This is a genomic window from Aliinostoc maniaoense (assembly GCF_058172895.1).
In genome coordinates this window covers 4,076,598-4,103,310 of record NZ_CP187952.1, presented here as the reverse complement: position 1 = coordinate 4,103,310, position 26,713 = coordinate 4,076,598, and the positions used below count along the sequence as shown (strand labels likewise).

Genomic DNA, 26,713 nt, shown 5'->3' with positions numbered 1-26,713 from the left:
CCTACACCCTTCTGAAAGCACCAAGAGCTTGTAATGTGAACATTGTTGCTTCCGTTAACCCTTTGACACCAGTAATATTCATCGCCTCATACAATCTTTTTGCCTGGAAAATCTTCCAACACTTGCCTGTATTTACATCCCAAATCCTCACGGTTTGGTCTTGAGAACCACTAGCAAGAAATTCCCCATCTGGACTAAAAGCCACGGAAGATACTAAATGGGTATGCCCAACGCAGATATGACGACATTCACCTGTATCTACATCCCAAATTCTCACAGTTTGGTCATGGGATGCACTTGCAAGGGTTGTACCATCATGGCTAAAAGCAATGGCGAATACCCAATTAGTATGTCCAGTCAAGGTTTTAAGACATTTACCCTGTTGCCAGTCCCATAATTTCACTGTTTGGTCAGTGCTGCAAGTAGCAATGATTTCGCCGTTGGGACTAAAAATAGCTGAGTAAATGCGATTATTGTGTGCTTTTAAGGTGTTGATGCAATTACCTGTACAACTATCCCATAGTTTCACAGATTGGTCAGCACTGGCACTAGCTAAAATTTTCCCGTCTGGACTCCATGCAATTCCCAGGATTTTATCGCTGTGTTCATTTAAAGTTTTGAGACATTGACCTGTAGTAATATCCCATAGCTTGACTGTGCAATCTGCGCTACCACTGGCCAGGATTTGACCTTGGGGATGAAAAGCAACAGCATATAGCCAATCTGTATGTCCGAGTAAAATTTGTAGACATTTACCTGTATTAATTTTCCATAATCTGACTGAGGAATCTGTACTTGCACTTGCCAAAATTTCACCGTCTGGACTCAAGGCAATGCCATAAATAAAGTCTGTATGTCCTTGTAAACTGTTGATGCAATTGCCTGTTTGCCAGTCCCAGAGTTTAATTGTCTTGTCGTTACTACCACTGGCTAAGATTCCCCCTTCGCTTCCCTTATTAAGTGGGGGTATCGGACTAAAAGCTACAGGTAAAGCCCAATCTGTATTTCCGTACCAAGCCTTTAAACAGTGACCAGTCAGAGCATCCCAAAGTTTCACGCTTTGGTCTAAACTAACACATACTAGTGTATGACCATCGGGACTAAAGGCGACGGAACAAACTTCATTAGTGTGTCCGTGTAGAGTTTTGATGCAGGTATGGGTTTGGCAATCCCAGATTTTGACGGTGCGATCGCCACTGCCACTGACTAAAATTTTACTATCAGGGCTAAAAGCAATAGAATAGACGCTGTTAGTGTGTCCGGTGTAAGTTTGCAGACATTCACCAGTATGATAATTCCAGATTTTAATAGTGCGATCGCCACTAGCACTAGCTAAGGTTTGTCCATCTGCGCTAAACGCCACCGAACGCACCCATCCCGTATGTGCTGTTAAAGTTCTCCCACATTGACCTTGATATACATCCCATAGTTTAATGGTGTGGTCAGCACCACTACTTGCTAAAGTCTGACCATCTGCACTAAAAGCCACACAACGTACCCAATCTGTATGTCCTGTCAGGGTTTGTTTGCATTTACCTTCGCGGATATCCCAAAGTTTGATTGTCTTGTCGCCGCTTGCACTGGCTAAAATCTCACCGTCGGGATGAAATGCTAGAGAAAATATCTCATGTTCATGCCCCGTCAATGTTTTTATACAAACTCCATCTCCGACATTCCATAGTTTAATTGTGTGGTCTGCACCACCACTAGCTAAAATCTCCCCATCTGGACTAAACACCACCGAGCGCACCCAGTTAGTGTGTCCTTGACAAATCAGTAATAATTTACCTGTTTTTACTTCCCATATACGGACATGACAATCGGTGTCGCAGGTGGCTAAAAGTTGACCCTTTGGTTTTGCCAGTTTGCTTATGCCGGAGAACGCGTCCACCGCAACTGGCTCACCATCAGGACTAAAGGCAGCAGATAAAATATTACCCAAAGTTTCCGTAAACACACAGTGAGATAAATCTGATTCGGCAAAATTCACATCGTGCAAGTTGACACCTTGTAGATAAGCTTGCCAAAGAGTTAAACCTGAAAAATCAAAGCCATTGAGATCAATGTCTGCGTGATGCAGCAAATTTAAAAAATTCCCCGCAGCATAGCCTGTGACTTGGGGAGATTTACCACGCAGATTTGCCAAGATGTGAGTCAGACAATCAGCGATATTTTCCAGACTGCCAACTTCTGTAATTAGTTTATCGATAATCGGCTGAAGAATCAAACTAATCTGAGTTTCCCGCACATAATCTTTAGCTTGCGCCTTAATTAGCGCATGGCTGGTAAATAAGGGAGTGGGGGACGAAATTGGCTGTTCTATTCCCCATGCCCCATTCCCCATGCCCCATTCCCTAATTTCCTCACAAACTTGCTCAATTAACTGATTGCTGACATACTCCATCACTACAGGTTGTTGAGTGAACTTATTCGCACTTTTTTCAATGAAAGAACGTCTTTGCAAAGAACTTAGGGACTCTAGCAATTCACGGGGTGGGATATGAGCGACAAAATCCGCTTGTAATTCCGGTAAAGTAATAGGTTCGCGGTTGATGGCTAGCCAGTACATAATTTCTCGTTCCAAGGTGGTGAGACGCTGGAACTGTTGGTCTAGTAAATCACGAATATCATCAAAAATGAATGTACCTTGCTGGGAAATTTCCAGAAATTGGGAAACATTACCATCAAAAAAGTCGCGGATGGAAGACGCTACAATTTTGAGAGCCAGAGGATTACCGCCATAGCGTGAAATTAAAAGTTGCCATTCATCATGAGAAGCAGTAAATTGACCTTTGACGTTGAATAATTCCCGCCCTTCTGGTTCTTGTAAACCTGTTAATTGCAGAGAACGCACAGGTAAACAATCTCCTTCATATCTGGCGAGTCCTTGGGGTTTTTCCCGTGAGGTGAGAATTACACAACTTTGGTGAGCAGTTTCGGCTACACATTGCAGAAGTTGACTGTAACCTTCACATCCAGGACGATAACGACCATTGCGATCGCCTGAGAGTAAAATTGACTCAGCATTATCTAAAATAATTAGACAGCGTGAACCACGTAAATATTTGAGTAGCAGTGAAATCCTACCCTGCACATGAGTTGGTAAATTTGTTTCCTGCTGGGCAGATAAGAATTGAATTAACTCAGCTAATATATCTTCTACCTGTGGCGCGTTGCGGAGACTACGCCAAATGATGTATTGAGGGGATTGGGAATTGGGGATTGGGTACTGGTTAATAATTTCCTGTGCTAGCTTTACAGAAAGTGTTGTTTTCCCAATTCCACCCATTCCTAACAACGTTATTAAGCGGCAATTTTCTGTTGTTACCCATTGCTTCACAGTATCTAATTCTGCACAACGACCATAAAAAATTGATACATCCGGTGCTTCTCCCCAATCAATATCAGGATGAATAGACAACGAAAATTCTTTTTGTTCGCTCTTGCTCCCTGCCCCCTGCCCCCTGCCCCCTGCCTCCCGCAATTCTTCCCAATTCAACCCCAGCACTTGACAGTAAGCCTTAAACGCCTCAGAATTAATCGCCTGTTTTCCTGCTAAGAACCGTTTCCAAGTTCCTTCTGATATCCCAACAGCGAGAACACCACTTTCTTGCCACGAGACACCTAAAACTTCACTGGCTAATTCTAGCCATCGAAAATCATCAACAGACCAACCCTTTTCAATTCTGGCTTGTTTAATTTTGGCGAGTCCTGATTGAGAAGCTTTGAGAGTAGCCACAATGTTTAAGTGCTTTCTGCTATACCTAAATCACTTACAGATATATTTGCAGAATTGCAATGTTGATTGCAATAGCATAAAGTTTTGCGATCGCCAAGATCAACTCTCTCTGCTTAAATCAATTCAAAACTGATCTTGAAATTCCCTATAATATCACGAATATTAAATAAATGTGTATTTACTATACAATTTGATTTCTTAATTACGAATTACGAATTACGAATTACGAATTACTAAAATGTCTTTCCATTCTGGAGAAATTGCAGTCCAAACGCAAGCAGGAGTGACACAAGAGGCGCAACGTCTATGTCACTTCATTAATAGCAGCATCAAAGCATCTGCTGAAGAGTTATTGCACACACAACAATTAGCAGTTGCTAGTACAGTGGATATAAACGGTAGAGTTTGGGCATCTTTATTAACAGGAAAACCCGGTTTTCTAGAGGTGTTAGACGAAAATAATTTACAGATTAATGTCACTCCAACAGATACAAGCATCTTACAAAAACATCTCAAAAATAATCATGATATTGGTTTATTGGTAATTGACTTAGGAAATCGTAGGCGGTTACGTTTAAATGGCAAAGCAGAAATTAATCAAGAGCATATAAAACTACAAATTCAGCAGGTATTTTTTAACTGTCCTAAATATATTCAGATACGTCATATAGAAAAAGCTGTAACTGATTCACTCGAACAACCTGAAATTTTTACAAGAGATACTTTAAGTGAGATAAATCAACTTTGGATTACCCAAACAGACACTTTTTTCATCGCTAGTTATCATGCAGAAAGTGGTGCTGATGCGTCCCACAGAGGCGGCTTACCAGGGTTTGTGAAAGTTGTGAATAGTAATCAGTTAGTGTTTCCTGATTATTCTGGTAATAATATGTTTCAGACCTTCGGCAACTTAAATATTAACCCCAATGCAGGTTTATTATTTATCAACTTTGAACAAGGGCATACTTTGCAATTAACTGGTAAGGCGCAGGTAATTTGGGATGTAGAAAGATTAGCTGAATTTGCAGGGGCGCAACGTTTAGTAGAGTTTGATATTGAGCAGGTTTTGGAAATTAGAAATGCTACCCCTTTGCGTTGGCGATTTGAGGAATATTCGCCTGTAAATCCTAGATAAGCTGTTGACTGGGAAAGTCTATACGGATTCATTATTAACCTCAGTTCGATGACCTCTCCCCAACCCCTCTCCGACGCGGAAAGGGGCTTTAAACTCAACCAAAAATAAGGTCTTGAACTCTAGCGATAAGCCGCTCCGCGTCTTTGGAGAGGGGTTTTTCTCAACCGTCAAACTCACGTATTATTAACTATCTTGCTTGAGCTTGCGCTGTCCTCGTGCCTTGATATCTGCCAGCAAATTGGGTAGAGACTCATCATCATATTCAGTGTAGTCTCCATTCTTCAGCTGTTCGGCTGCGATCGCAATATCTCGCTTTAATGTTTCTAACTTCAACCGACGCAGTTCTTCCTCTACACGCTCTAGCATATTTCACAAAACTAACAAATTGTCAAGACCAGTTTAACAAGAACTGCTTCGCTAGAAAACTGATCTTTTATTGTGTTGTGCGATCGCGTCATTCTAGAAAGATAAAGACCTCATACTCCAAACACAGTCCTTAATCACATGGAGTAAATCATGCCCCAACATCCCCTTAACATCGGTATCACAGCACCGCCCAGCAATATTGTTAACTTCACTGCCTTCAAGAATGCAAAACTGCAACTCCAAGAAATACAAATTGATATTGATTTAAACAAACTCGCACAGCAGGTAGCAGAAATTACTCAAACTGATTATTTTAAAAAATTGCAAACAGAAGTTGCAACCCTTCGCAATTCAAACATATAGGAGCAGACTATTACGAATTACGTAGCTTGCTTCCGCGTAGCGGAATTACGAATTACGTAGCTTGCTTCTCGCTTTGCGAGTATTACGTAGCTTGCTTCCCGCAGGGTATTACGAATTATCACTCTATGTCTAAAATTATTGCCATTCACTCATTCCGAGGCGGAACAGGTAAATCTAATTTAACAGCAAACTTAGCAGTAACAATGGCACTCCAAGGAAAGCGAGTAGCAATTGTTGATACTGATTTGCAATCTCCTGGTATTCATGCTCTATTTGGTATTGATGAGACAATTACAGCTAATACCTTGAATGATTATTTATGGCATCGTAGTTGTATTGCTGAGACTGCCTATGATGTGACTGCTCATCTAGCAATTTATCCAGGAAAAGTTTTTCTCATACCTTCTAGTATTAATGGTGATGAAATCGCCAAGATTCTCAGCGAAGGATATAACGTTAGTTTACTTAATAGCGGATTTCAAAGATTAATTAAAGAACTAGATTTAGATTACTTATTCATTGATACTCACCCAGGACTGAGCCGAGAAACTTTACTATCTATAGCTATTTCTGACTTATTAATTGTAATTATCCGGCCAGATCGCCAAGATTTTCAAGGTACTGCGGTAACAGTTAATATTGCTCGTCAACTGCAAGTTAGTCAAATGATGATGCTGATTAATAAAACACCAAGCCGGATAAACTTGATATCTCTGCAACAAAAAGTAGAGAGAACTTATAACGTCCCAGTCGCCGGGATATTTCCTCTTTCAGAAGAAATGGCACAACTTGGCAGTAGTGGTATATTTTGTTTACAATACCCTAACCATACCTTGACTCAAATGCTGCAACAAGTGGCAGAAAAAACCAGTTAGCATTTCTATTTTAAAACCAATTTAATCAAAATATTGAGACAGTTTATTAATAAAATTTCAGATAATGACCAATGATTCCTTGATAGTAAAAGCCCCTCTCTTACGAAGTTCAGAGCGGAGATTTTCTCTACTCTGACTTCGCGCTAAATTTATTTATGGGAATTTGAATTTTGAATTTTGTAGGCGCAAGCCTTCCCGTAAGGGTATTTTGAATTTTGAATTTGGAGCGAAGCGACGTGACTGACAGTATTCAAGAACAAGCAATAACATTTGAGACAGCTTTAAAAGTTGCAGATAAAGCAGTTTTTGCTAAGAATCAAAGACATCTCAAAAATATTGAAGTAGCTGTACTGCGCGGGGCTTTATTGGGTAAAAAATATGACCAAATTGCCGCAGAATGTGACTATGCACCAGAATACATCAAGCATGATGTAGGGCCAAAATTATGGCAGATACTATCAGCTAGTCTAGGAGAAAAAGTTAGTAAAACTAATTTAATGGCTGTCTTAGCACAAAAAGCCTCTGAAGATTTGCCAATTCAAAACTCTTTCCCAATTCCTCATCCTCATCCCTCAGAATTAGAATCACCAGTGGGAGTTATTCCATTGAACTCTACTTTATATATGGAACGCTCTCCGGTAGAGTCTCGCTGTTATGAAGAAATTACTAGAAATGGGGCATTGATTCGCATTAAAGCACCTAGTCAAATGGGCAAGACTTCTTTAATGGTGAGAATTTTAGCTCATGCTCAACAACAAAATTCTTCAGTACGTACTGTAGCTTTGAGTTTACAGCGTGCTGAAAGCTCTATTTTTCATAACTTAGATAAATTCTTGCGTTGGTTTTGTGCTTCTATTACTCGTAAACTTCAGTTACCCCATCGAGTCGAGGATTATTGGAGCGAAACTTTTGGGAGTAAAAGTAACTGTACTGCTTATTTTGAAGATTGTATATTACCAGAAATTAATGGTATTTTTGTATTAGCATTAGATCAAGTTGATGAGGTATTTTTACATCCAGAAATTGCGGACGATTTCTTTACATTACTGCGTTCTTGGTATGAAGAAGCAGCCTATGGCGATAGTGGTAATCCTCTATGGCAAAATCTGCGCTTAGTAATTGTTCATTCTACAGAAGTGTATATTCCCCTTGATATTAATAAATCACCTTTTAATGTAGGTTTAGCAATTGAATTGCAAACATTTACACCTGTGCAAGTATGCAATTTAGCCCAACGTTATGACATGAATTTATCTGAAGGTGAATTATCAGAATTGATGCAGCTTGTGGATGGACATCCATATTTAGTTCAGCAAGCTTTGTATCATTTAGCCCAAAAAGATTTGACTATGAAACAGTTAATTGCAACCGCAGTTACAGATGCTGGAATTTATAGCAATCACTTACATCGCCATTTACGCAGTCTGCAAGAACATCCGCAATTAGCAGCAGCGTATGAATTAGCGATCGCCTCCTCAATTCCTGTAGAGTTAGAACAGAATGTAGCATTTAAGTTACACAGCATGGGGTTAGTCAAGCTGCAAGGCAATCAGGTAATATCCAGTTGTGAACTCTATCGCCAGTATTTTCAAGAAGCTTTACGCACAAACGCTACCTGAATTTGTAGGGGTGGGTTCACTAACATCAAGAGTTGATCTTTAATCATGTTTGTTAACCCACCCTATTAATCACAGTTCGTAAGGCTTTGCCGTGAGGATTAGCCGAACGGTGTAAGCCTTACCAAGCTAGAAATATATAATTCATGCTTGCACCCAAACTGATACTGAACCGCCTAGGCAACGAAATTCACCCCAACCCCATTCATTGGTATATACAGGTTCTTTGATATGTTCAGTTAAGTCAATGAATTTAGTATTGGGTTTACCAACTTCCATCCATTTAGAACCTTCTGCGCCATCACTCATCATCACAGCCATACCTTGGGGATGTTCTGCGTCACCTAAGCGTGTCCAACCAATAGTATTCCAATGGTCAAAATAGTCGTATTGTGGCCCGTAAGCATAATGTTTACGTGCATAAAGCAATTTATCAAGTATCCAACGATGGGAGGGCATAAAAATCTGATAGCGATTCCCATCTTTTCCCCAGTCTTCATACTCTGCACCGTAGTAGTCAGCATGAAAAACACAAGGATAACCTTCTTGTCGTAACAATATCAAAGCATAAGCTAAGGGTTTAAACCAAGGTTCAACGACAGATTCTAATGCTTGCAAAGGCTGAGAGTCATGATTCTCAACAAATGTTACAGCATGGGTAGGACGTTTTTGCATCATTGTGCCATCCAAAATCCGGCGCATATCATAATTACCTCCAGATTTGCTGGCTTGATGGAAGTTGTAATGTAGTGGTACGTCAAAAACTGACATCTTGCCACGCACAGCATCAACATACCAAAGCAGAGTATTAATATCGTTATACCAATACTCTCCTACCATAAATAAATCTTTACCAACATGGCGTTCTAGTTCATCTATCCATTCGGGAAAGAACCAAGTGGAAATGTGTTTGATGGCATCCAAGCGAAAACCATCTACTTTTGTGTTGTCAAGATACCACTTACCCCAGTGGGTTATTTCGCCCCGCACCCACTCATGTTGAAAATCAAGATCGCAACCCATTAAATAGGCAAAGTTGCCATTTTCTAAGGCTACATAATCGTCAAATGTTTTACCTTCTAATAAATAGACTGTGCTGCGATCGCCACTGTTATATTCGTTATAATCAACAGCATCAAAATGCCACCAATGCCATTCAAAGTTAGAGTATTTGCTTTGCCTGCCAGGGAAATAAAAGTGAGAGTATGTTTTAATATCTTGTAACCCACCTTTGGGATTAAGGCGATCGTTTTGAGGAAAAGGAGTCGCTTTTGGTGTTTCTACTGCATCACCACCCATCTTATGATTGAGTACCGCATCAGCATAAACTTGCATACCATGAGCTTGCAGAGATTTAACTGCATCAAGATATTGCTGACGTGTACCATACTTAGTCCGAACAGAGCCTTTTTGATCAAACTCGCCTAAATCAAATAAGTCGTAAACACCATATCCCACATCATACGCACCGGCAAATCCTTTATAGGCTGGTGGCAACCACATGGCTGTAAAACCAGCATCTGCTAATTCTGGTGCGGAAGCCTCAACCTTACTCCACAAGTTCCCATCATTAGGGGTGTACCAGTGGAAATATTGCATCATTGTGCCATTAATCTGTGCCATATCTCGTTCTGCCTGTAAATATCACCTTTGACGAGAGATACAGTCCAGATTGGTAGTAATTCGGAATTTTTGCAGCCATTTTCAGCCGAAAAATCGGAAGAAATACTTAAGAAAATGGGAAATAGCTGATAACTTAATCTCAAATCCTAGCATTAGTTAACATTTTCTCTCATTCCCTATATTATCGAAGCAGTATTCATTGCCACCTAGACCTGGACAAATTAAGCTAAAAATTAGGGTTATCAATTTTGCTTCTACTATGTCTATTCAAATAAAAACCAAGTATATTGCATTATCTATCATGTCTTGCTTTGTGGCATTGACCACCAACAGCATCCCCGTACAGGCACAAATGAGTCATATTGATGGAATACTACTAGCTCAAACAGTATTTGAAACTCTCCCACCACCACCAAACTATACACAACAGCCCATAGAATTTAATCAATATCAACCAGTACAGTCTACCTACAGCCAAAGTTTTCAACGTTACTCAGTTTACGTTGAGAATACTAGCAATTGGACTTTGCAACAAGTACGTCGTGTTGAACCTACTGCATACATTCGCCAGTACAATGGCCGTTCAGTGATTCAGTCTGGGGTATTCAATCGCCTAACTAATGCCCAACAGCGAGTTAGTGAATTAAATGCAGTTGGTATTTATGGTGCAAGTATTGCAGGTTTTAATAACGTCCAAGAAGTACCATTTGATACTGGTAATAGAAACTCTAGTAATAACAATAACGTCAGCACTAAATCTCGGTATTATGTATCCATTCCTGTGAAATCGCAAAATTCATCTACAGTTGCTAATCAAGTCAGACAGATTACGGGATTAGACGGTTTTGTCGTAGAAAAAAAACAACCCATAGGCCCACATATAGCAGTAGGCCCTTTTGCTCAACGTGCTGAAGCTGAACAATGGAATAATTTTATCCGCGATCGCGGATTCGGCAACGCTAGAGTTTACTACGATAGATAGATGTTGTGAGACAGTAAAATTTACAATTAGACTCCTTCCTTAAGCACGGAGTCTATTGTGGCTAACTTATGTTCTATGATTGTCATCCCCAAACGCGCCCGAATTTCACTCACCTGCACACCCCACAACTGATCCCATTTTTGGGCTATTAATTTACCAGAAGTTTGAGAACCTAGTCTATAGCCACGAGCTATTTCTGTCATTAAATCATTAAACTTTGTCGGTTGATAAAGACTGATCATTACCATACCAAAACTGACTAACATCACACTGATAGGAATTGGAGTTTGAGCTAAAACAAATGCTTGGAGTCCAATTTCTCCAACTCCATCAGTATCAAATCCCGCAACCACATGATAAATATCATGGGTAGAACGCCATAACATTTTGAGATAGGAAATATCATCAACTACAGGGACTTTTTTGTAAAAATAAGGATCAAAACCTCTAGCTTTCATCTCTCTGGCGTAGATATGACCTAAAGTTCCCTCTGGAAGTTTAGCTAATTCATCCAAATCTAAAGGTGCAGGTAGCCAGCGTTCTTGAAATAAGGCGTTGACTTCTGGAATTTTCTTTAATTCATCAACTGCTAACTGTGCCATTTCTGTTTGGTCAAGTGCATCCTCAAAATCGAATACTGGGTCAGTATTACCATTTCTGGATTTGAGACTGCTAGCAGCTAAAAATTCGATGTAGGCGAGGAGTCCTTTATCGTTGTTGTAATTAATTACATTATTCATGGTGATTTTGCCAGTTGAAGATTTACGCAACAATTTCCAAGGAAATATAGAAATCCGGTTTGATTTGAAGAAAAAATCTAAATATATGTAGGGGAGGCAAATTGCAGTGTGGATTTTCCTCCTGCAATATTGCCGTTGTTTTATGCGTAAGCCGTAACACACCCTACGTATTTATGTATTTGTTCAAAAATCAAATATGAGTCCTATATTTACCTCCAGTTTTGGCAAGATAATCAAAATTTTCATGAATCCCTAGAGGTATTTATCGTAATTCCCCATTAAGAAAATCAGATAAAATCTGGGTTTCAAGGTTTGCATCTGTTGATTAATTTGGGAAAATTGGTATTATGGCAATCTTGAATTTGATTTTCAACTGACAGTTTAGATAAATAAAAACATAAAACCCCAATTTCCTAAAGAAACCGAGGTTTTTAGGACTAAAGTCCTTACTACGAACTAGATTATTACATTGCTTAAGCGTTGACCAAATTTGAATAGTTCAAAACTTTTTCTGTTAGCCATTTATACCAACTGTCTAAGCCTGCACCTGTAGTTGCAGAAACTTGAAAAATTTGGATATTGGGATTAACTTGTTGGGCGTATTCTATACAACGCTGCACGTCAAAGTTAACATAGGGTAATAAGTCAATTTTGGTGAGAATCATAATCTCACTAGCGCGGAACATATGCGGGTATTTAATTGGTTTATCTTCTCCCTCTGTCACTGAAAGAATTACAACTTTCGCCTGTTCTCCTAAGTCAAATAAAGCTGGACAAACTAAATTACCCACATTTTCAATCATCAAAACTGAGTTTAATGGCGGGTTAAGTTGTTCTAACCCTCTTTCAATCATTGATGCGTCTAAATGACAGCCTGTACCAGTGTTAATTTGTATAACTTTACAGCCTGTTTCTTTAATTTTTTGTGCATCATTAATTGTTTCTTGGTCGCCTTCAATGACATTTATCGGTAGTTGATTTTTTAAATCATTAATTGTGCGAGTTAACAGCGTTGTCTTCCCCGCACCGGGAGAACTCATTAAATTTAATGCGAGAATATTACGACCTTTAAACCATCCGCGATTTTGGGCAGCTATAAGATTATTTTTACCTAAAATTTCTTGTTCTAAAGATATGGTTGTGCCATGAATTTTAGCATGAATATGGGGGGCTTCATGGTCGTGGTGATGGTGATGATGATGTTCGTGATCATGGGCATGGGTAATCACTGTACCATCAGGTAAAGTGTGGGTATGATGATGGTGATTGTGTTCCATTTCACCAGTTTCTAAGTTAGTAATTTTGCCCTCAGCATCATCAGAACAACCGCAAGTTACACACATACTTCCTCAACCTCTATCTCTTTAATTTTGAGTTCTTCACCAGTCAGAATATCTAAGTGAACGCTACCACATTGACATATACCAAATGGTTTGTCGATGGCAAATTCTTGGCCACATTGCCGACATTTAGCTAAACCAGGAATTTCAATAATTTCTAATGTTGCACCTTCTAGAAGTGTGCTTTGGGTGCAAATATCAAAACAAAAGTTAATCGCCTCTGGCATAATTGCCGATAGCTTGCCAATTTCTACTGTAACTCTGCTGACTTTCGCGCCTTGAGCATATTCACTGACAATGGCAACAATATTTTGAGTAATTCCTAGTTCGTGCATGAAAATATCTACTCTTGACTAACAAATTCTGGGTAATTGATCACCAACTAACATATCAATAATTCGTTCTGTACCGAAGGCAGTTTTTAATAAAACTACACCGTTAGGTGAATCAACAACCTCACCAATAATACACGCATTTTTTCCAGATGGATGAGATTGCATAGCGGCTAAAACGGTTTCGGCTTGTTCACCTTTGACTACTACTACTAATTTACCTTCATTGGCTAAATATAAGGGGTCTAACCCTAAAATCTCACACATTCCTTTAACTTCTTCCCGCACAGGAATCGAGGCTTCATGAATGCGGATACCGACATTAGAAGTTAAGGCAAATTCATTTAAAACTGTCGCTAATCCTCCTCTAGTTGCGTCCCGCATGGCGTGAACTTCAGGACAAACATTGAGGATAGTAGCAACTAATTCATGTAATGGCTGACAATCACTTTCAATGTTAGTATCTAATGCTAATTCACCACGGGCAATTAAAATTGCTGTGCCATGATTGCCTAATTCACCATTAATAATGATGGCATCGCCGGGTTGAATATTATGGGAGGAAATGTTAACGCCTGTGGGGATAATGCCAATACCAGCCGTGTTAATAAATAGTTTATCAGCCGCGCCACGGTGAACTACTTTAGTATCTCCGGTGACAATTTGCACGCCTGCTTTTTGGGCAGATGTTTTCATACTACTAGCAACACGCCGCAGGGTTTCTGTGGGTAATCCTTCTTCTAAAATGACGCTACAAGTTAAGTATAAAGGTTTAGCACCACTGACTGCTAAATCATTAATTGTACCGTTAATGGCTAATTCTCCGATGTCGCTACCGGGGAAAAATAGGGGATCTACAACATAGGAATCGGTGGTGAAAGCGAGTCTATCTCCTTGTGGTAAAAGTTGGGATAAATTAAAGCTGGCTTGGTCTTCTAATTGGGAGAGAATGGGATTATCAAAACTACTGACAAAAATATCATCAATTAAATCGCGCATGGCTTTACCACCACTACCATGTGCGAGGGTAATATGGGTATCTTTAACTTTATTATGGCGACGGCGAACTTGAGTGATTTTTTGTAAGAGAGGATGAGGAATTGAGTTGGTTTTTGATAAATCCATTTTTTATAATTCGTAATTCGTAATTCGTAATTCGTAATTCAGAGTTGTTTATGTATTTTTATGTAAGGTGTGTTAACGATGAGTGGTAACACACCTTACTATTTACTTGTCAGTTTTATCTACCTGTTTCGTCGTGTCTACCACGATGGCGATCGCAGTGTAAAATACCATTAACAGCCCAGTTTTCTCGCTCAAATTCATCGATGTGAATTGTAATCCATTCGGGCTTAGTATCTAATGCTGCAACCATCGCATTAGTAATGGCTTCTACTAAGTGTCTTTTTTTCTCGATGGAGTGTCCTCTGGCAATTTTGACGGTGACAAATGGCATACAAATGTTCCTCGCAGTGTTGTTGTGTGGAGTGTATCGCTGCTTTTTTGGAGGTTATGGAGAGACAACTGCTGTTTGTGGCATTGCAGTCGAAAATCTGCCATATTTATAGTATGCTGCACAAGCCCCTTCAGATGAAACCATACAAGTCCCAATTGGGGTTTCGGGTGTACAAGCTGTCCCAAATACTTTACATTGCCAAGGTTTCAGCACTCCTTTAAGAATTTCGCCGCATTGACAGGCTTTATGATCGGCTACTTTTTGGTTAGGAATGGTAAATTTTAATTCAGCATCAAATTGGGCATATTCTGGGCGAATTTTTAAGCCGGAGTTGGGAATTTCATTTAAGCCCCGCCATTCAAAAGTTTCGCGGACTGCAAATACTTGATTCATGGCTTTTAGTGCTACTTGATTTCCCTCTTTTTGGACTAATCTGTTGTATTGATTTTCGACTTCACACCGATTTTCTACTAGTTGCTGTAACAGCATCCAAATTGATTGGAGAATATCTAAAGGTTCAAAACCGGAAACAACTATTGGTTTGTGATATTTTTGGGAAATAAATTCATATGGTGCAGTGCCAATTACCATACTGACATGACCAGGCCCGACAAATCCATCTAGTTGTAAATCGGGGTTATCTAGTAAGGCTTCTAAAGCGGGAATCACGAGGACGTGATTAGTAAACATACTAAAGTTTTGAATGTTTTCTTCAGCAGCTTGGAGGATGGTAAAAGCGGTGCTGGGTGCGGTGGTTTCAAAGCCGATACCAAAAAATACTACTTCTTTATCGGGGTTATTTTTAGCGATTTGCAGGCTATCTAAAGGCGAGTAAACCATGCGAATATCTGCGCCTTGTGCCTTTGCTTGTAGGAGGCTATATTTCGAGCCAGGGACGCGCATGGTGTCGCCAAAGGTTGTTAAAATGACGTTGGGGTTTTGGGAAATTGCGATCGCATCATCTAATCTACCCTTGGGCATGACGCACACTGGACAACCAGGCCCATGAATTAGTTCAATATTTGCTGGTAAGATTGCTTCAATACCGTATTTAAAAATAGAATGGGTATGCCCGCCGCATACTTCCATAATTTTAATGTGTTTATCTAATTGATAGCTGAGTTTTTCTATTTCTCGGCGTAAGGCTGCGGCTTTTTCTGGTTCTCTAAATTCGTCTACGTATTTCATGATTTTGGGGAATGGGGAATAGGGAATGGGGAATAGGGAATAGGGAATGGGTAGGGCTTTCTTTTTCTTACTCCCCCTGCTCCCTGCCCCCTGCCCCCCTTCCTACTGTCACTAACGCGATTTCTTCTAATAATTTAAGTGTCTCGGCTGCTTCTTGTTCGTTGATTCTATTCATGGCGAAACCAACGTGAACTAATACCCAATCTCCTAAACATGATTCGGGGGGATGTTGTTCGTCAACTATGCAGGCGATGTTTACTTGGCGTTTTACTCCACCAATGTTTACTATGGCTAGTTTTTGGTTAGTGTCGGTGATTTCTACTATTTGTCCGGGGATTCCTAAACACATTTGTATGTTCCTTGGTGGGGTGGAATAATATATTTTTGTTCGCGCAAAGGCGCAAAGACGCAAAGGTATAAGAGAAGGTTTTTGGGTGGGTATTCAGGAATTTTTGAGGGAGGCTGTGATTAGGGCTTGTCCTAGTGATAAACCACCGTCATTTGTGGGAATTAGGCTGTGGGTTAGGACGTTAATTTGTAGGTTTTTTAATTGGGTTTTTAATAGGTTTAATAAAATGGTGTTTTGAAATACTCCTCCTGTTAAGACAACTTGATTAATTATGTTTTCTTGACTTAGGCGGTTAACCATTTCTACAATGACATTAGCTAAACTTTGATGAAATTTAGCAGCTATGACTGACTGAGGAACGCCTTGCTTGAGGTCATTAAGCAAGCATTGCCACATGGGGCGAGACTCTATACAATAAATACTATCTGAAAAGCTCAGGTGAAAAGGGTAGGGTGCTATTTCTTTAGGATTATTTAATGTGTTAATATCGGCTATGGCTTCAAGTGCGATCGCAGCTTGTCCTTCATAGCTACATTCTTCTGGACAAATGCCTATAGCCGCCGCTACAGCGTCAAATAGTCTGCCGACTGAGGAGGCTAAGGGAGCGTTAATACCTTTTTCAATAAGCTGATTCAGCAGTTTTATGGGCTTTTGATTTAAAATTTGTAATATTTCTAAATCAGTGTATTGTTGTTGGCAATCATCCCAAAGATTGGCAGCTAGTAAATGGGCGTAGGTGTTTCGCCAAGGTTGATAAATTGCTTGTTCGCCACCAATCATTGCTACTGGTTTAAATGTAGCTAGGCGTTTAAATTGGCGATAATCAGCTAGTAGAAATTCTCCTCCCCATAGTTTACCATCTCCACCATAGCCTAAACCATCGCAAGCAATACCTAAAACTGGGGTTGTGTCTAGGGGAATACCATTTTCTGCCATGCAAGCGGCGATATGGGCGTGATGATGTTGGATGAGATAAAGGGGGAGATTGTTTGCTGTGGCGAGTTCTTTACCGAGTTTTGTAGAGAGATATTCGGGGTGTAAATCAACTGCGATCGCTTGTGGTTGATGTTCAAATAAGTTTAAATATAAACTGAGCGTATCTTGATAAGCATTCAATGCCGCAGCATTCTCTAAATCTCCTAAATGTTGTGAGAGAATAGCTTCCCCTTCTCGTAATAAGCAAAAGGTATTTTTTAATTCACTCCCCATTGCTAAAATCGGCGGGACATTATCAAATCCTGGTGGTAATTTTATTGGTGCTGGCGCATAACCTCTAGCCCGGCGAATTGTTTGTAATTTATTATCAACAACTCGCACCACAGAATCATCTACTCTATTCACAATCTCTCGATTATGTAAGAGAAAATAATCAGCAATGTGACTTAATTTTTCTCTAGCTTCATCATTATCTATACATTGGGGTTCATCGGAAAGATTACCACTAGTTAACACAATCGGGCGATTCATCCGCCGCAGAATTAAATGATGTAAAGGCGTATAAGGTAGCATGAAACCAAGAGTATTTTGTCCTGGTGCTACTGAAGGGGCTATTGGGCATGGGGCATTGGGGAGGCAGTGCGTTGCGGAGGTTTCCTCCGTTGTAGCAACTGCCGTCATTGGGCATTGGGCATGGGATTTTTTTTCATTTGCTTTCCTAGTCCCTAGTCTCTTTTTTTGTAACAATACAATAGGTGCGGCTGGGCTTGTTAATAACTCGCGTTCCTTATCGTTAACAAAACAGTATTGTTCAATAATTGCAATATCCCGCGCCATCAAGGCGAAGGGTTTATCATAACGCTGCTTACGTTGACGTAATTTCTGTACAGCCGCCTCTTGTGTCGCATCGCAAGCCAGATGAATACCGCCTATACCCTTAATAGCGACAATTTCACCTTTTTGCAGCAATGTACAAACAGCATCCACATCATCTAACATCGAGAACATAGAAGCCGTCACAGGTTTACCATCAGCCCGTTCTAACCAAGCTTGAGGGCCACATACATGACAAGCTACAGGTTGGGCGTGAAAGCGGCGATTTTCGACATCGTGATATTCGTCCTCGCAGTGGGGACACATGACAAACGCAGACATACTAGTGTTGCATCTGTCGTAAGGGATGGCGCGAATAATACTTAAACGGGGGCCGCAGTGGGTACAGTTGGTAAAAGGATAGCGATAAAAGCGGCTAAAGGGGTCAAAAATTTCTTGCTGACACTGGGGACAAGTCGCCGCATCAGGGGAGATTTGAGTTTTAGAAACACCGCTAACACTCCCTGAAATGACAAAATCATCAAGCTGCAACTCTCCAGCATAGGGAGTTCTGACAAGTTCCGTGATTTTTGCCAGTGGAGGACATTCCGACTGTAATCTAGTAACGAATTGGGTTAATTCGGTTTCATCTCCAACTACCCGAATTAACACACCTTCCCCATCATTACAAACATCTCCCCGCAAACCGCAGGCTTTAGCCAGACGGTAAACTGTAGGGCGAAATCCTACCCCCTGTACAGTACCGCGAACTCTGATTTCTTCAAACTTCATAAAGTAATGTGAACTGAATAGACATACCTGGGTAGCTTAATTTTGAATTTTGAATAGTCCCGACAGCATATAGTAAGACTGATAACTGATAACTGTTAACTGTTAACTGATTTAAGTCCGCCATAGCAAGATTCGGTTATTGCCAGAATCCGAGATTACCGCCGTTTTACCACAAACTTTTATTCCGTAACACCAATTTAAGCTGTGGCGCGTGGGTATTCCAAAGTTGCGATTTTCGCTTTTACTGTGAAAGTTGTCTTGTCCCACAATTCCATCTGCTACAGCACCCTGCAATGATAATATTGACTTTGGCTGCTTCCATCCTAGCAATCGAGAATTAGCAGTATCCGCAACTAATAACCATTCCCCAGCCACAGCTACACCATAAGGCATACTCAAACTACTCGCACTAGGAAAATAAACTCCCTGGTTCATCTCTACAACATCAAAACTTTTCTGTCCTAAAACCACCGCACAAGGGGCATTATTTTCTGTTGGTATCCCTTGCCAAATCATCACCCGATTATTACCCGCATCGGTGACAACTAAATTATCATTCCACATTGCAATATCATGACACCAACGCATACTCGCCGCAGTGGGAGAACCGCCGCCATTCTCATTCCGAGATGTCATATCTGGCTGTCCTAGAACTATATCAGCCGGTTGACCATTTTCTGTTGGTAACTGCTGCCAAATTAATAATCTTCTATTACCTGTATCTGCTACAAATAACTTACCTTGATGATAAAAAATACCATAAGGCCAGTGCATAGTATAAGCCGCAGGCTGATGACTTCCCCTGTTAGGTTGATTATCAGTAAAGTTAGCTTGTCCTAATACTAAATCGGCGGGAACATTGCTATCTTCTGGTAATTTATGCCAAATTAAAACCCGATGATTCCAAGCATCTGCAACTGCTAAACCTTCACCACATACACAAATCCCCGTCGGGACACTGAAAGTATTTCTTCCTGGCGTACCTTTCGCATTTTGTCCTTCATGATAAAAGTCTGGCTGTCCAATTACCCAGTCAGCCGGTTGACTATCTTTTGTAGGTAAATTACGCCATCCTAATAAACGATGATGTCCGGTGTCTGATACCCATAATGAGCCGTTTTCAGATACTAAACAAGCACCACGGGGGCCAAACATTGTGGTAGGCGTTGGTGCTAAAGGAATCGCTAATAATTCTGGGTTGGGAATGTCACCTAAAATCACCTCTGCACCTTGGGGTGATAAGGGTAGAGGTGGGGGAATTGTTGTTACTTTTTGTTGCAAAGTTAGTCTAGAAGTAATGGGGAGATAAATCAGGCGCGAATAGATGCTAATTCTTATTTAAGAGGATAAGGGACTTACACAATGTATCCGCGATCGCAGTTTTTTATCTCTTGTAGGGTGCGTCAGTCCTGTTCTAGATATAGAGCGATGGAAGTTCCTAAACCCTAGATGCTGGCTTCAAAAATAACCATGCGACAAAGAAAGTAGCGGCTGTAAATAGTTGTGTCAAATCCAATGCAGATAAATAGCCATCAGCAAAAGATGCAATACTGCGGTCAGTTATCCCGAATACCCAAGAAGAAAGGCCGAACAGCCAAATACCATTCTTGAGATTACCTAAGAACTCCTTAGAGTCTGACTGTGGCTGGTCTTTCATACTCCTTTGCTCCTTTGTAAGAGAATTGACTGATTTGGGAAAAATGTTTATTTTGAACTCTTTGCACTCCTAACCCTAGGCTTATACTTATATTAATAAATATTTCATAATCTTGACAGCACTGCCAAAAGGTACATATCTAAATTTTGACTTTCTGCCTTTGGTTCTGTTTACGGCTAAAGTGTCGAAATCCCTACAAAATCCGGCTTGAGATACTCCACACCCACCAGATAAATTCAGTTAAATGAAGTGGTACACAAAATATAGATAAATCAATGACTGCAACCCAGTTAAATAATTTACCTGAGACAGCAAAGTTAAATAACACCGTTACACCAGAATTAGGACTGGTTTGCATTACTGTTGACAAAAAAGTCCGGTTTCGGACAATGACACGCACACGCTATCTCAAACTTGACTTGCATCAGCGTGAAATGGCATTAAAGGAACTGTATCAACATAACCTACAGCGTTTGCACGATGCCTTATCTTTCTGTGCAGACAACGAGATGCGCCTCTATCGAATGTCTTCAGCATTGTTTCCCCTCAGTGACATGGAAGACGAAATTGGCGCGAATATCTTAGAACAAATGAGTGCTGAACTAGGGAAAATCGGTGAAAAAGCCCAATTATTGAACATCAGAATGGTACTGCACCCAGATCAATATGTAGTCCTGAGTTCTGATGACCCCAAAATCGTAGAAACCAGCATCAAAATCTTAGCCAGACACGCCCGCACCCTTGATTTACTCGGCTTACCTCGTTCACCCTGGTCATTAATGAATATTCATGGCGGTAAATCCCAACGTAGCCAACAACTAATCAAAGTCATCTGCGAATTACCAGCCAACATCAAAAACCGTTTAACACTAGAAAACGACGAATACGCCTACAGTGCCGAAGAAATTGCAGCAGTCTGCCAACAAGCCCAAATCCCGATGGTATTTGATGCCCATCATCATATTTGCCATGAAAAACTAGACAGTTACAATCATCCCAGCGTCGAAACCATGTTTTACGCCGCCAGAGCAACCTGGACAAATCCAGACTGGCAATTAGTCCACATTTCCAACGGCGAACAAACATTCAACGACAGAAAACACAGCGATTTAATCACCGCCATGCCCAACATATACCATCAAGCCCCCTGGATAGAAATCGAAGCCAAACAAAAAGAAGTTGCAATTTCACATCTGCGCTCATGGTGGCTTATGGCACAATAGTTTCAACCTCAAACACCCTTTGCGTCTTTGCGCCTTTGCGCGAAACAAACTTAGACTATGGCGATCGCAATCGATTTTGGTACAAGCAACACAGTCATTGCTCGTTGGAATCCAGTCACCCAACAGCCCGAAACCCTTACCCTATCAGGCTTATCCATACAACAAAGCCTCAACCCCCCATTAATTCCCAGCTTAGTTTACATAGAAGATGCCAACCAAGGTAAAGTGATAGTAGGGCAACAAGTACGCGATCGCGGTCTTGACCTTAAAACCGACACGAGATTTTTCCGCAGCTTCAAACGCGGCATCGGCTCAGATATTCAAGGTTTCCTCCCAGAACTAGACGGACAAACCGTCACCTTTGAACAGGTGGGACAATGGTTTCTCACCCAAGTCATTCAACAACTCGCACCCCAAGAAGGCGGCTTAGATTCCCTAGTCTTAACCGTCCCCGTAGATAGCTTTGAGGCCTACCGCTATTGGCTAGGTAAAGTATGCCTTGCCTTACCCGTCGAACAAGTGCGGATGCTAGACGAACCCACAGCCGCCGCTTTAGGCTATGGTTTAGCCGATGCAGAAAATCTCTTAGTGATTGATTTCGGTGGTGGGACTTTAGATTTATCCCTGGTGCAGTTAAATAAAAGCAACCAAGCCAATACCAAACCCGTAGGCTTTCTACTCAAATGGGGTAATAAATCCCTAGCAGAAGACTCCAAACAAAAAGTCAAAACTGCCCGTGTATTAGCCAAAGCCGGGCAGAATTTAGGCGGTACAGATATTGATCATTGGTTAGTAGATTATTTCTCCAAAACTCAAGGTTTAGCGGTTAGTCCCTTAACAATGCGACTGGCTGAGAAAGTCAAGATTCAACTATCTAGCCAACCCCAAGCCAGCGAAGTTTATTTTAATGATGAAACCTTTGAAACTTACGAACTAGAATTAAACCGCGACACCCTAGAAAATATCCTCAAAGAACACGCCTTTTTTGAACAATTAGATGAGTCGATGACGAATCTATTGCAGCAAGCGCGCCGCCAAGGAATTGAATTAGCAGATATTAACGCAGTGTTGTTGGTGGGTGGGACAGTACAATTACCAGCAGTGCAGACATGGGTAAGGCAATATTTTACACCAGAAAAGATTCGTTGTGAACGTCCCTTTGAAGCGATCGCCCAAGGTGCATTGCAACTATCCCAAGGCGTAGAAATCAAAGATTTTCTCTATCATAGCTATGGTGTAAGGTATTGGGATCGCCGTAATCAACGCCATAATTGGCATCCGATCATTAAAGCCGGGCAAGCCTACCCCATGACTCAGCCAGTAGAATTATACTTGGGTGCTTCCTTGGAGAATCAGCCTAGTATTGAGTTAATTATTGGTGAACTGGGTGCGGAAACAGGGGGAACTGAAGTATATTTTGATGGCGATCGCTTAATTACCCGCCGTTTAGATAGTGGTGTCATCAGCGTCAAACCCTTGAATGAGCAAGCAGGTGCAAGAACTATAGCTCAACTCACACCGCCTGGTTTTCCGGGGAGCGATCGCATTAAAATTTTATTTCAAGTTGATCAGCAAAGGTTTTTAAGAATCACCGTTGAGGATTTGTTAACCAGTGAAACCTTATTAGAAAATCAACTCGTCGCCCAGTTGAGTTAAATCATTTAGGGGGCAAGAGGAAAACTGTTCCCTCAAACCCGTTCTCATGCTCTACTGGAAGACTTTTTCAGCAAGCTCTACTCATAGCGTTTCCTAGTCTGCTGAGGTATGAATCTCTGCGTACCTACCCTTCGGGTTCCGCCCTTGGCGGTATGCGCTTTACTCTGCGCTCCTCTGTCTTGAAAAGTTTCCTACGGAGGGAAACCCTCCTCCAGAACTTTTCGCTGCGTTTCAAAATATTATCTGTACCTCACTTAACTGGGAATTGCTATATCAGCGATCGCCATTCTCAATTGCATCAATCTTGAGGTAAAAATCTAAAGCGTGAAGATATGGCAATAGATATAAAATTATCATCATATTTTATGGTGTTAGGCTTTACACAAATTTTAAATAACCCACCTCAAATATATAAAAAACCTACATTTATTTAAATAAATCTACTATTAAATAGCCACAACTTTCTGGAAAATTCATCCAAATATTTCCGTAAAATTTACCTTTGCTTTCAAGGTATGCAAACTCTAACCTATTGATGTATCTAACTAGAACATCAACATGAATTATTCAACGCGTCATCTGTTAGGAGCAATTTTAGTAGTTAGTCAAACTTTGATTTTATTACCATGCCAAGCTAATATTGTTAGTGAATCAGATAATAAATCTATTAATTCTGTATCTATCTCTTCAGAAGTAATTCCTACGCCAAATACACTTTCAAACCCTAAAGCAAGTAGCTCTGATAGTTCTAGCGAGAGTAAAGAAATTATTACTGCCAATTCTAATAATAATGTGTCATCAGTAGAGAATAAACCTAACCCTAGGATTCCCATATCTAGTAAAATTTTCGACCATCCCGCCATGAAACAGTAGTTGCACCCTAATTAATAAGCAAATAACTGCGGTTTAAAAAATGAAACTAGTCCTGACTATACCAATAGTCACAGGATCATTGTCTGGGGTATGACCGGGTTCTAAAATGTGAATTATCCCAGGGGTAATGCTGATATTATCATTTACCTGGAAACGATAAAACGCTTCAATTTGGGTGGTAGTTCCTGGTTGTCCTCCTGCCAGTCCTCTACCAGAACTAATCGCATCAGGGACATTATTACCATTAGCTAAGTTACTGCTAATAATTTTAGGAGGCTGGCCAACATAAATGCCACCCAAATTACCTTCAGCAAATAAATCGGGAAAATTCATAAATACCATATAATTGGTAGTCTCTACATGACCCGAACTCCCTGGAATGTGAGAATTTGTGTAACCACCCCATGCACCTAAAGTCACACGAGGCGAGATTTGCCAAGTCACCGTCGTACCAACGGCATTAGTTTGTAAAGGCTGGGAATTGACCGTTAAACATTCATCACCTACAAAACTTAACAAACAACCATTAGGAGAGTAGTTGTTAACGTAATACAAACTCAAATCTAAGTTATCACTAGGTGTTAGTAATAGCTGCACACCAGTAGTAGTATTGCCATCAATAAATCCGGGTTTAGCTGCATTAGTCTGATAACTAGAATAAACCCCTTGTAAACTGATGCGTTTAGCCAGTTGCCAGTCGATAGCTACACCAGCATCACCAAATCCTATATTTAAAATAGGGTTTCTTTGGGCAAACAGAGATAACGCACCAGTAGCAGCACTTTCTACCCGATTAGGGCCTCGGAAAGCAGATACCATACTGACCCCTTTTGTACCGAACATCACTGCTAAATTGTCTGTGAGCAACCAATGATAACGCAGGTTATTAATAATCAATTTGTTATCTGTAGGATATTCGTAGCTGAGTAATACATCATGACGAGAAACGCTATTTGTAAATCTAGGTGATGTGCTACCAATACCGTACAAAAAACTTGTTACTAGATAACTACGGGGAGTGAGTTGGCTTTTTAAAGATAGCTGTGCCAGAGAAATCATGTTAATATTTGTACCAGCATCATCCGTATCTTTGTTGCCGTCTCTAGGGTTAACATCACCACGATTATGACTCCGCCCTTGCACCCCAGTAATTAATAAACCACTAAGTTTAGTTGTGGAAGAAAATTGTTGAGCGGCGATTTGACTAGTACGCGCTTCTAAACTATCAACTCGACCCCGCAAAGTTGCTAATTCAGCCGCAAATTCTTCCTCTAATTTTTGCAGTTTCCCTAAATCTCCTTTCTTGACCAGATCATTGCTAGCTGTAGCAATTAGCTCATTAATGCGACTTAAGCAAGCATTGATACCTGCGGCAAATTCATACCTGCTGATACTTCTATTACCTTGATATGTGGCATTGGGATAACCGGCTATACAACCGTAGCGTTCTACTAAAGACTGTAATGCCTGAAATGCCCAGTCTGTAGATTGTACATCCTCTAATTGGGAAACTGATGTCACTTGTGCCATCCCTTCTAGCTGTTCTACAGGAAGGAAGACACTAGAGTGAGAGTTTAAATCTATGGTTTCTTGTGTTTCTGGTAAAGGGTTTTCTTGAGCGATCGCTTTTTGGTTGATTCCCGTTGCTTCTACAATTAGTAAACATAGAATCATCCAAAGTTGATGTTGATGCCTGGGAATTAGATGATTGTTCAATGTTTTACCTACTCACTTGCATATTATTACGCATAGAGTATATTGGGCAAAGACTACAGAAACCACGGTATAATTACTGTGAAGGGGTAGAGGGCAGGGAGCAGGGGGCAGGGGTATAAAGTTTGAGGGTGTAGGATAGAAATAGTAATGAGTAATAACTTAAATTCTTATGGCAAAAACTATTTCTATCAGTGATTCATTAGTTCCTAATCCTGTACCACAATCAACAATCATTCGGTTAGAAAACATCTTTAAAATCTACGGCAGTGGGGAAACCGAAGTTAAAGCCCTCAATGATGTAAATTTGGTGATCTATGAAGGTGAATACTGTTCCATTATGGGGCCTTCCGGTTCTGGTAAATCCACGGCTATGAATATTATCGGCTGTCTAGATCGCCCCACCACAGGACATTACTATTTAGATAATGTCGATGTGGCGCAAATGAACGACGCAGACTTAGCACATATTCGTAACAAAAAACTGGGGTTTGTTTTCCAACAATTCCACTTATTACCCCAACTCAGCGCATTAGAAAACGTGATGCTGCCGATGATCTATGCTGGTATTAATCCTAGCGAAAGACGCGATCGCGCTGCGGAAGCACTCACCAAAGTCGGTTTAGCCAATCGGATGAATAATAAACCCACTCAACTATCAGGGGGACAACAGCAAAGGGTAGCGATCGCCCGTGCTATTGTCAACCGTCCCGTTGTTCTCCTCGCCGATGAACCTACCGGCGCACTCGATTCACACACAACGCAAGAAGTATTAGATATTTTTACTGAACTCAATACCAGTGGGATTACAGTAGTTATGGTGACACATGAACCAGAAGTTGCCCGTCAAACCCGGCGTATTGTCTGGTTTCGGGATGGTCAAGTTGTACATTCTGACTTAACTCCTGAAGATTTGAATAGGGTGTAGGGGTGTATCAATTCAAAA

General features: G+C 40.7%; 23 protein-coding genes. 8 read left to right on the top strand and 15 right to left on the bottom strand.

Translation table 11 applies throughout. The features are described from left to right. Position 1: 1 nt before the first annotated feature. Entirely contained in the window at positions 2–3,739 is a 3,738-nt protein-coding gene (locus ACPZ3T_RS17745) for a WD40 domain-containing protein (protein WP_490270787.1), read from the bottom strand. Between the two features lie 238 nt (positions 3,740–3,977). Between ACPZ3T_RS17745 and ACPZ3T_RS17740 the strand changes: the two genes are divergently transcribed. After that, on the top strand, positions 3,978–4,874 hold the full coding sequence (locus tag ACPZ3T_RS17740) for a pyridoxamine 5'-phosphate oxidase family protein (protein ID WP_490270786.1): 897 nt from the start codon (positions 3,978–3,980) through the stop codon (positions 4,872–4,874). A 183-nt stretch (positions 4,875–5,057) separates the two neighbouring features. Here the strand turns inward: ACPZ3T_RS17740 and ACPZ3T_RS17735 are convergent, their stop codons facing one another. Next, positions 5,058–5,240: a hypothetical protein gene (locus ACPZ3T_RS17735; RefSeq protein WP_490270785.1), complete on the bottom strand. Its 183-nt coding sequence runs from the start codon at positions 5,238–5,240 to the stop codon at positions 5,058–5,060. 150 nt (positions 5,241–5,390) lie between these two features. On the opposite strand from ACPZ3T_RS17735, the gene ACPZ3T_RS17730 reads away from it, so the two are divergent. From ACPZ3T_RS17730 to ACPZ3T_RS17720, 3 genes are all read left to right on the top strand, one after another. Then, positions 5,391–5,603 carry a hypothetical protein gene (locus tag ACPZ3T_RS17730; protein ID WP_490270784.1) on the top strand — a complete coding sequence of 71 codons (213 nt, stop codon included), beginning with the start codon at positions 5,391–5,393 and terminating at the stop codon, positions 5,601–5,603. Positions 5,604–5,728: 125 nt separating this feature from the next. After that, positions 5,729–6,478: a MinD/ParA family ATP-binding protein gene (locus ACPZ3T_RS17725; protein ID WP_490270783.1), complete on the top strand. Its 750-nt coding sequence runs from the start codon at positions 5,729–5,731 to the stop codon at positions 6,476–6,478. A 236-nt stretch (positions 6,479–6,714) separates the two neighbouring features. Next, positions 6,715–8,097, top strand: coding sequence for an AAA-like domain-containing protein (locus ACPZ3T_RS17720; RefSeq protein WP_490270782.1), 1,383 nt, complete (start codon positions 6,715–6,717; stop codon positions 8,095–8,097). Between the two features lie 141 nt (positions 8,098–8,238). Here ACPZ3T_RS17720 and ACPZ3T_RS17715 read toward each other — a convergent pair whose 3' ends face one another. Further along, on the bottom strand, positions 8,239–9,717 hold the full coding sequence (locus ACPZ3T_RS17715) for an alpha-amylase (RefSeq protein ID WP_490270781.1): 1,479 nt from the start codon (positions 9,715–9,717) through the stop codon (positions 8,239–8,241). 259 nt (positions 9,718–9,976) lie between these two features. Between ACPZ3T_RS17715 and ACPZ3T_RS17710 the strand changes: the two genes are divergently transcribed. Then, positions 9,977–10,699 carry a hypothetical protein gene (locus ACPZ3T_RS17710; protein WP_490270780.1) on the top strand — a complete coding sequence of 241 codons (723 nt, stop codon included), beginning with the start codon at positions 9,977–9,979 and terminating at the stop codon, positions 10,697–10,699. 26 nt (positions 10,700–10,725) lie between these two features. Here the strand turns inward: ACPZ3T_RS17710 and ACPZ3T_RS17705 are convergent, their stop codons facing one another. The 10 genes from ACPZ3T_RS17705 to ACPZ3T_RS17660 form a co-directional block, all read right to left on the bottom strand. Beyond that, a complete protein-coding gene (locus ACPZ3T_RS17705; RefSeq protein ID WP_490270779.1) occupies positions 10,726–11,439 on the bottom strand; it encodes a Coq4 family protein in 714 nt (237 codons plus the stop codon). 473 nt (positions 11,440–11,912) lie between these two features. Beyond that, the gene (hypB, locus tag ACPZ3T_RS17700) at positions 11,913–12,782 is read right to left on the bottom strand and encodes a hydrogenase nickel incorporation protein HypB (RefSeq protein WP_490270778.1); all 870 of its coding nucleotides are present in this window, start codon (positions 12,780–12,782) and stop codon (positions 11,913–11,915) included. Continuing rightward, complete coding sequence (gene hypA, locus ACPZ3T_RS17695) at positions 12,773–13,114, bottom strand: hydrogenase maturation nickel metallochaperone HypA (protein WP_490270777.1); 342 nt, start codon at positions 13,112–13,114, stop codon at positions 12,773–12,775. The genes hypB and hypA overlap by 10 nt, the downstream gene beginning before the upstream one ends. Before the next feature lie 18 nt (positions 13,115–13,132). Further along, entirely contained in the window at positions 13,133–14,236 is a 1,104-nt protein-coding gene (gene hypE, locus ACPZ3T_RS17690) for a hydrogenase expression/formation protein HypE (RefSeq protein WP_490270776.1), read from the bottom strand. 115 nt (positions 14,237–14,351) lie between these two features. Then, entirely contained in the window at positions 14,352–14,567 is a 216-nt protein-coding gene (locus ACPZ3T_RS17685; RefSeq protein WP_066380276.1) for a tautomerase family protein, read from the bottom strand. Positions 14,568–14,621: 54 nt separating this feature from the next. Next, entirely contained in the window at positions 14,622–15,755 is a 1,134-nt protein-coding gene (gene hypD, locus ACPZ3T_RS17680) for a hydrogenase formation protein HypD (RefSeq protein WP_490270775.1), read from the bottom strand. Between the two features lie 67 nt (positions 15,756–15,822). Next, positions 15,823–16,104 carry a HypC/HybG/HupF family hydrogenase formation chaperone gene (locus tag ACPZ3T_RS17675; RefSeq protein WP_490270774.1) on the bottom strand — a complete coding sequence of 94 codons (282 nt, stop codon included), beginning with the start codon at positions 16,102–16,104 and terminating at the stop codon, positions 15,823–15,825. 93 nt (positions 16,105–16,197) lie between these two features. After that, entirely contained in the window at positions 16,198–18,645 is a 2,448-nt protein-coding gene (hypF, locus tag ACPZ3T_RS17670) for a carbamoyltransferase HypF (protein WP_490270773.1), read from the bottom strand. A 111-nt stretch (positions 18,646–18,756) separates the two neighbouring features. Next, on the bottom strand, positions 18,757–19,926 hold the full coding sequence (locus ACPZ3T_RS17665) for an NHL repeat-containing protein (protein WP_490270772.1): 1,170 nt from the start codon (positions 19,924–19,926) through the stop codon (positions 18,757–18,759). A gap of 157 nt (positions 19,927–20,083) precedes the next feature. Further along, a complete protein-coding gene (locus tag ACPZ3T_RS17660) occupies positions 20,084–20,302 on the bottom strand; it encodes a hypothetical protein (protein WP_490270771.1) in 219 nt (72 codons plus the stop codon). A 275-nt stretch (positions 20,303–20,577) separates the two neighbouring features. Here ACPZ3T_RS17660 and uvsE point away from each other — a divergent pair, with 275 nt between their 5' ends. Continuing rightward, positions 20,578–21,525 (top strand): UV DNA damage repair endonuclease UvsE, encoded by a 948-nt coding sequence (gene uvsE, locus ACPZ3T_RS17655; RefSeq protein WP_490270770.1) that lies wholly within the window; start codon positions 20,578–20,580, stop codon positions 21,523–21,525. Positions 21,526–21,582: 57 nt separating this feature from the next. Then, the gene (locus ACPZ3T_RS17650; protein ID WP_490270769.1) at positions 21,583–23,181 is read left to right on the top strand and encodes an Hsp70 family protein; all 1,599 of its coding nucleotides are present in this window, start codon (positions 21,583–21,585) and stop codon (positions 23,179–23,181) included. Between the two features lie 605 nt (positions 23,182–23,786). Here ACPZ3T_RS17650 and ACPZ3T_RS17645 read toward each other — a convergent pair. Then, on the bottom strand, positions 23,787–24,044 hold the full coding sequence (locus tag ACPZ3T_RS17645) for a hypothetical protein (RefSeq protein ID WP_490270768.1): 258 nt from the start codon (positions 24,042–24,044) through the stop codon (positions 23,787–23,789). Between the two features lie 43 nt (positions 24,045–24,087). Continuing rightward, positions 24,088–25,728 carry an iron uptake porin gene (locus ACPZ3T_RS17640; protein ID WP_490277259.1) on the bottom strand — a complete coding sequence of 547 codons (1,641 nt, stop codon included), beginning with the start codon at positions 25,726–25,728 and terminating at the stop codon, positions 24,088–24,090. A 211-nt stretch (positions 25,729–25,939) separates the two neighbouring features. On the opposite strand from ACPZ3T_RS17640, the gene ACPZ3T_RS17635 reads away from it, so the two are divergent. Then, on the top strand, positions 25,940–26,695 hold the full coding sequence (locus tag ACPZ3T_RS17635; protein WP_490270767.1) for an ABC transporter ATP-binding protein: 756 nt from the start codon (positions 25,940–25,942) through the stop codon (positions 26,693–26,695). The last annotated feature ends 18 nt before the right edge of the window (positions 26,696–26,713 follow it).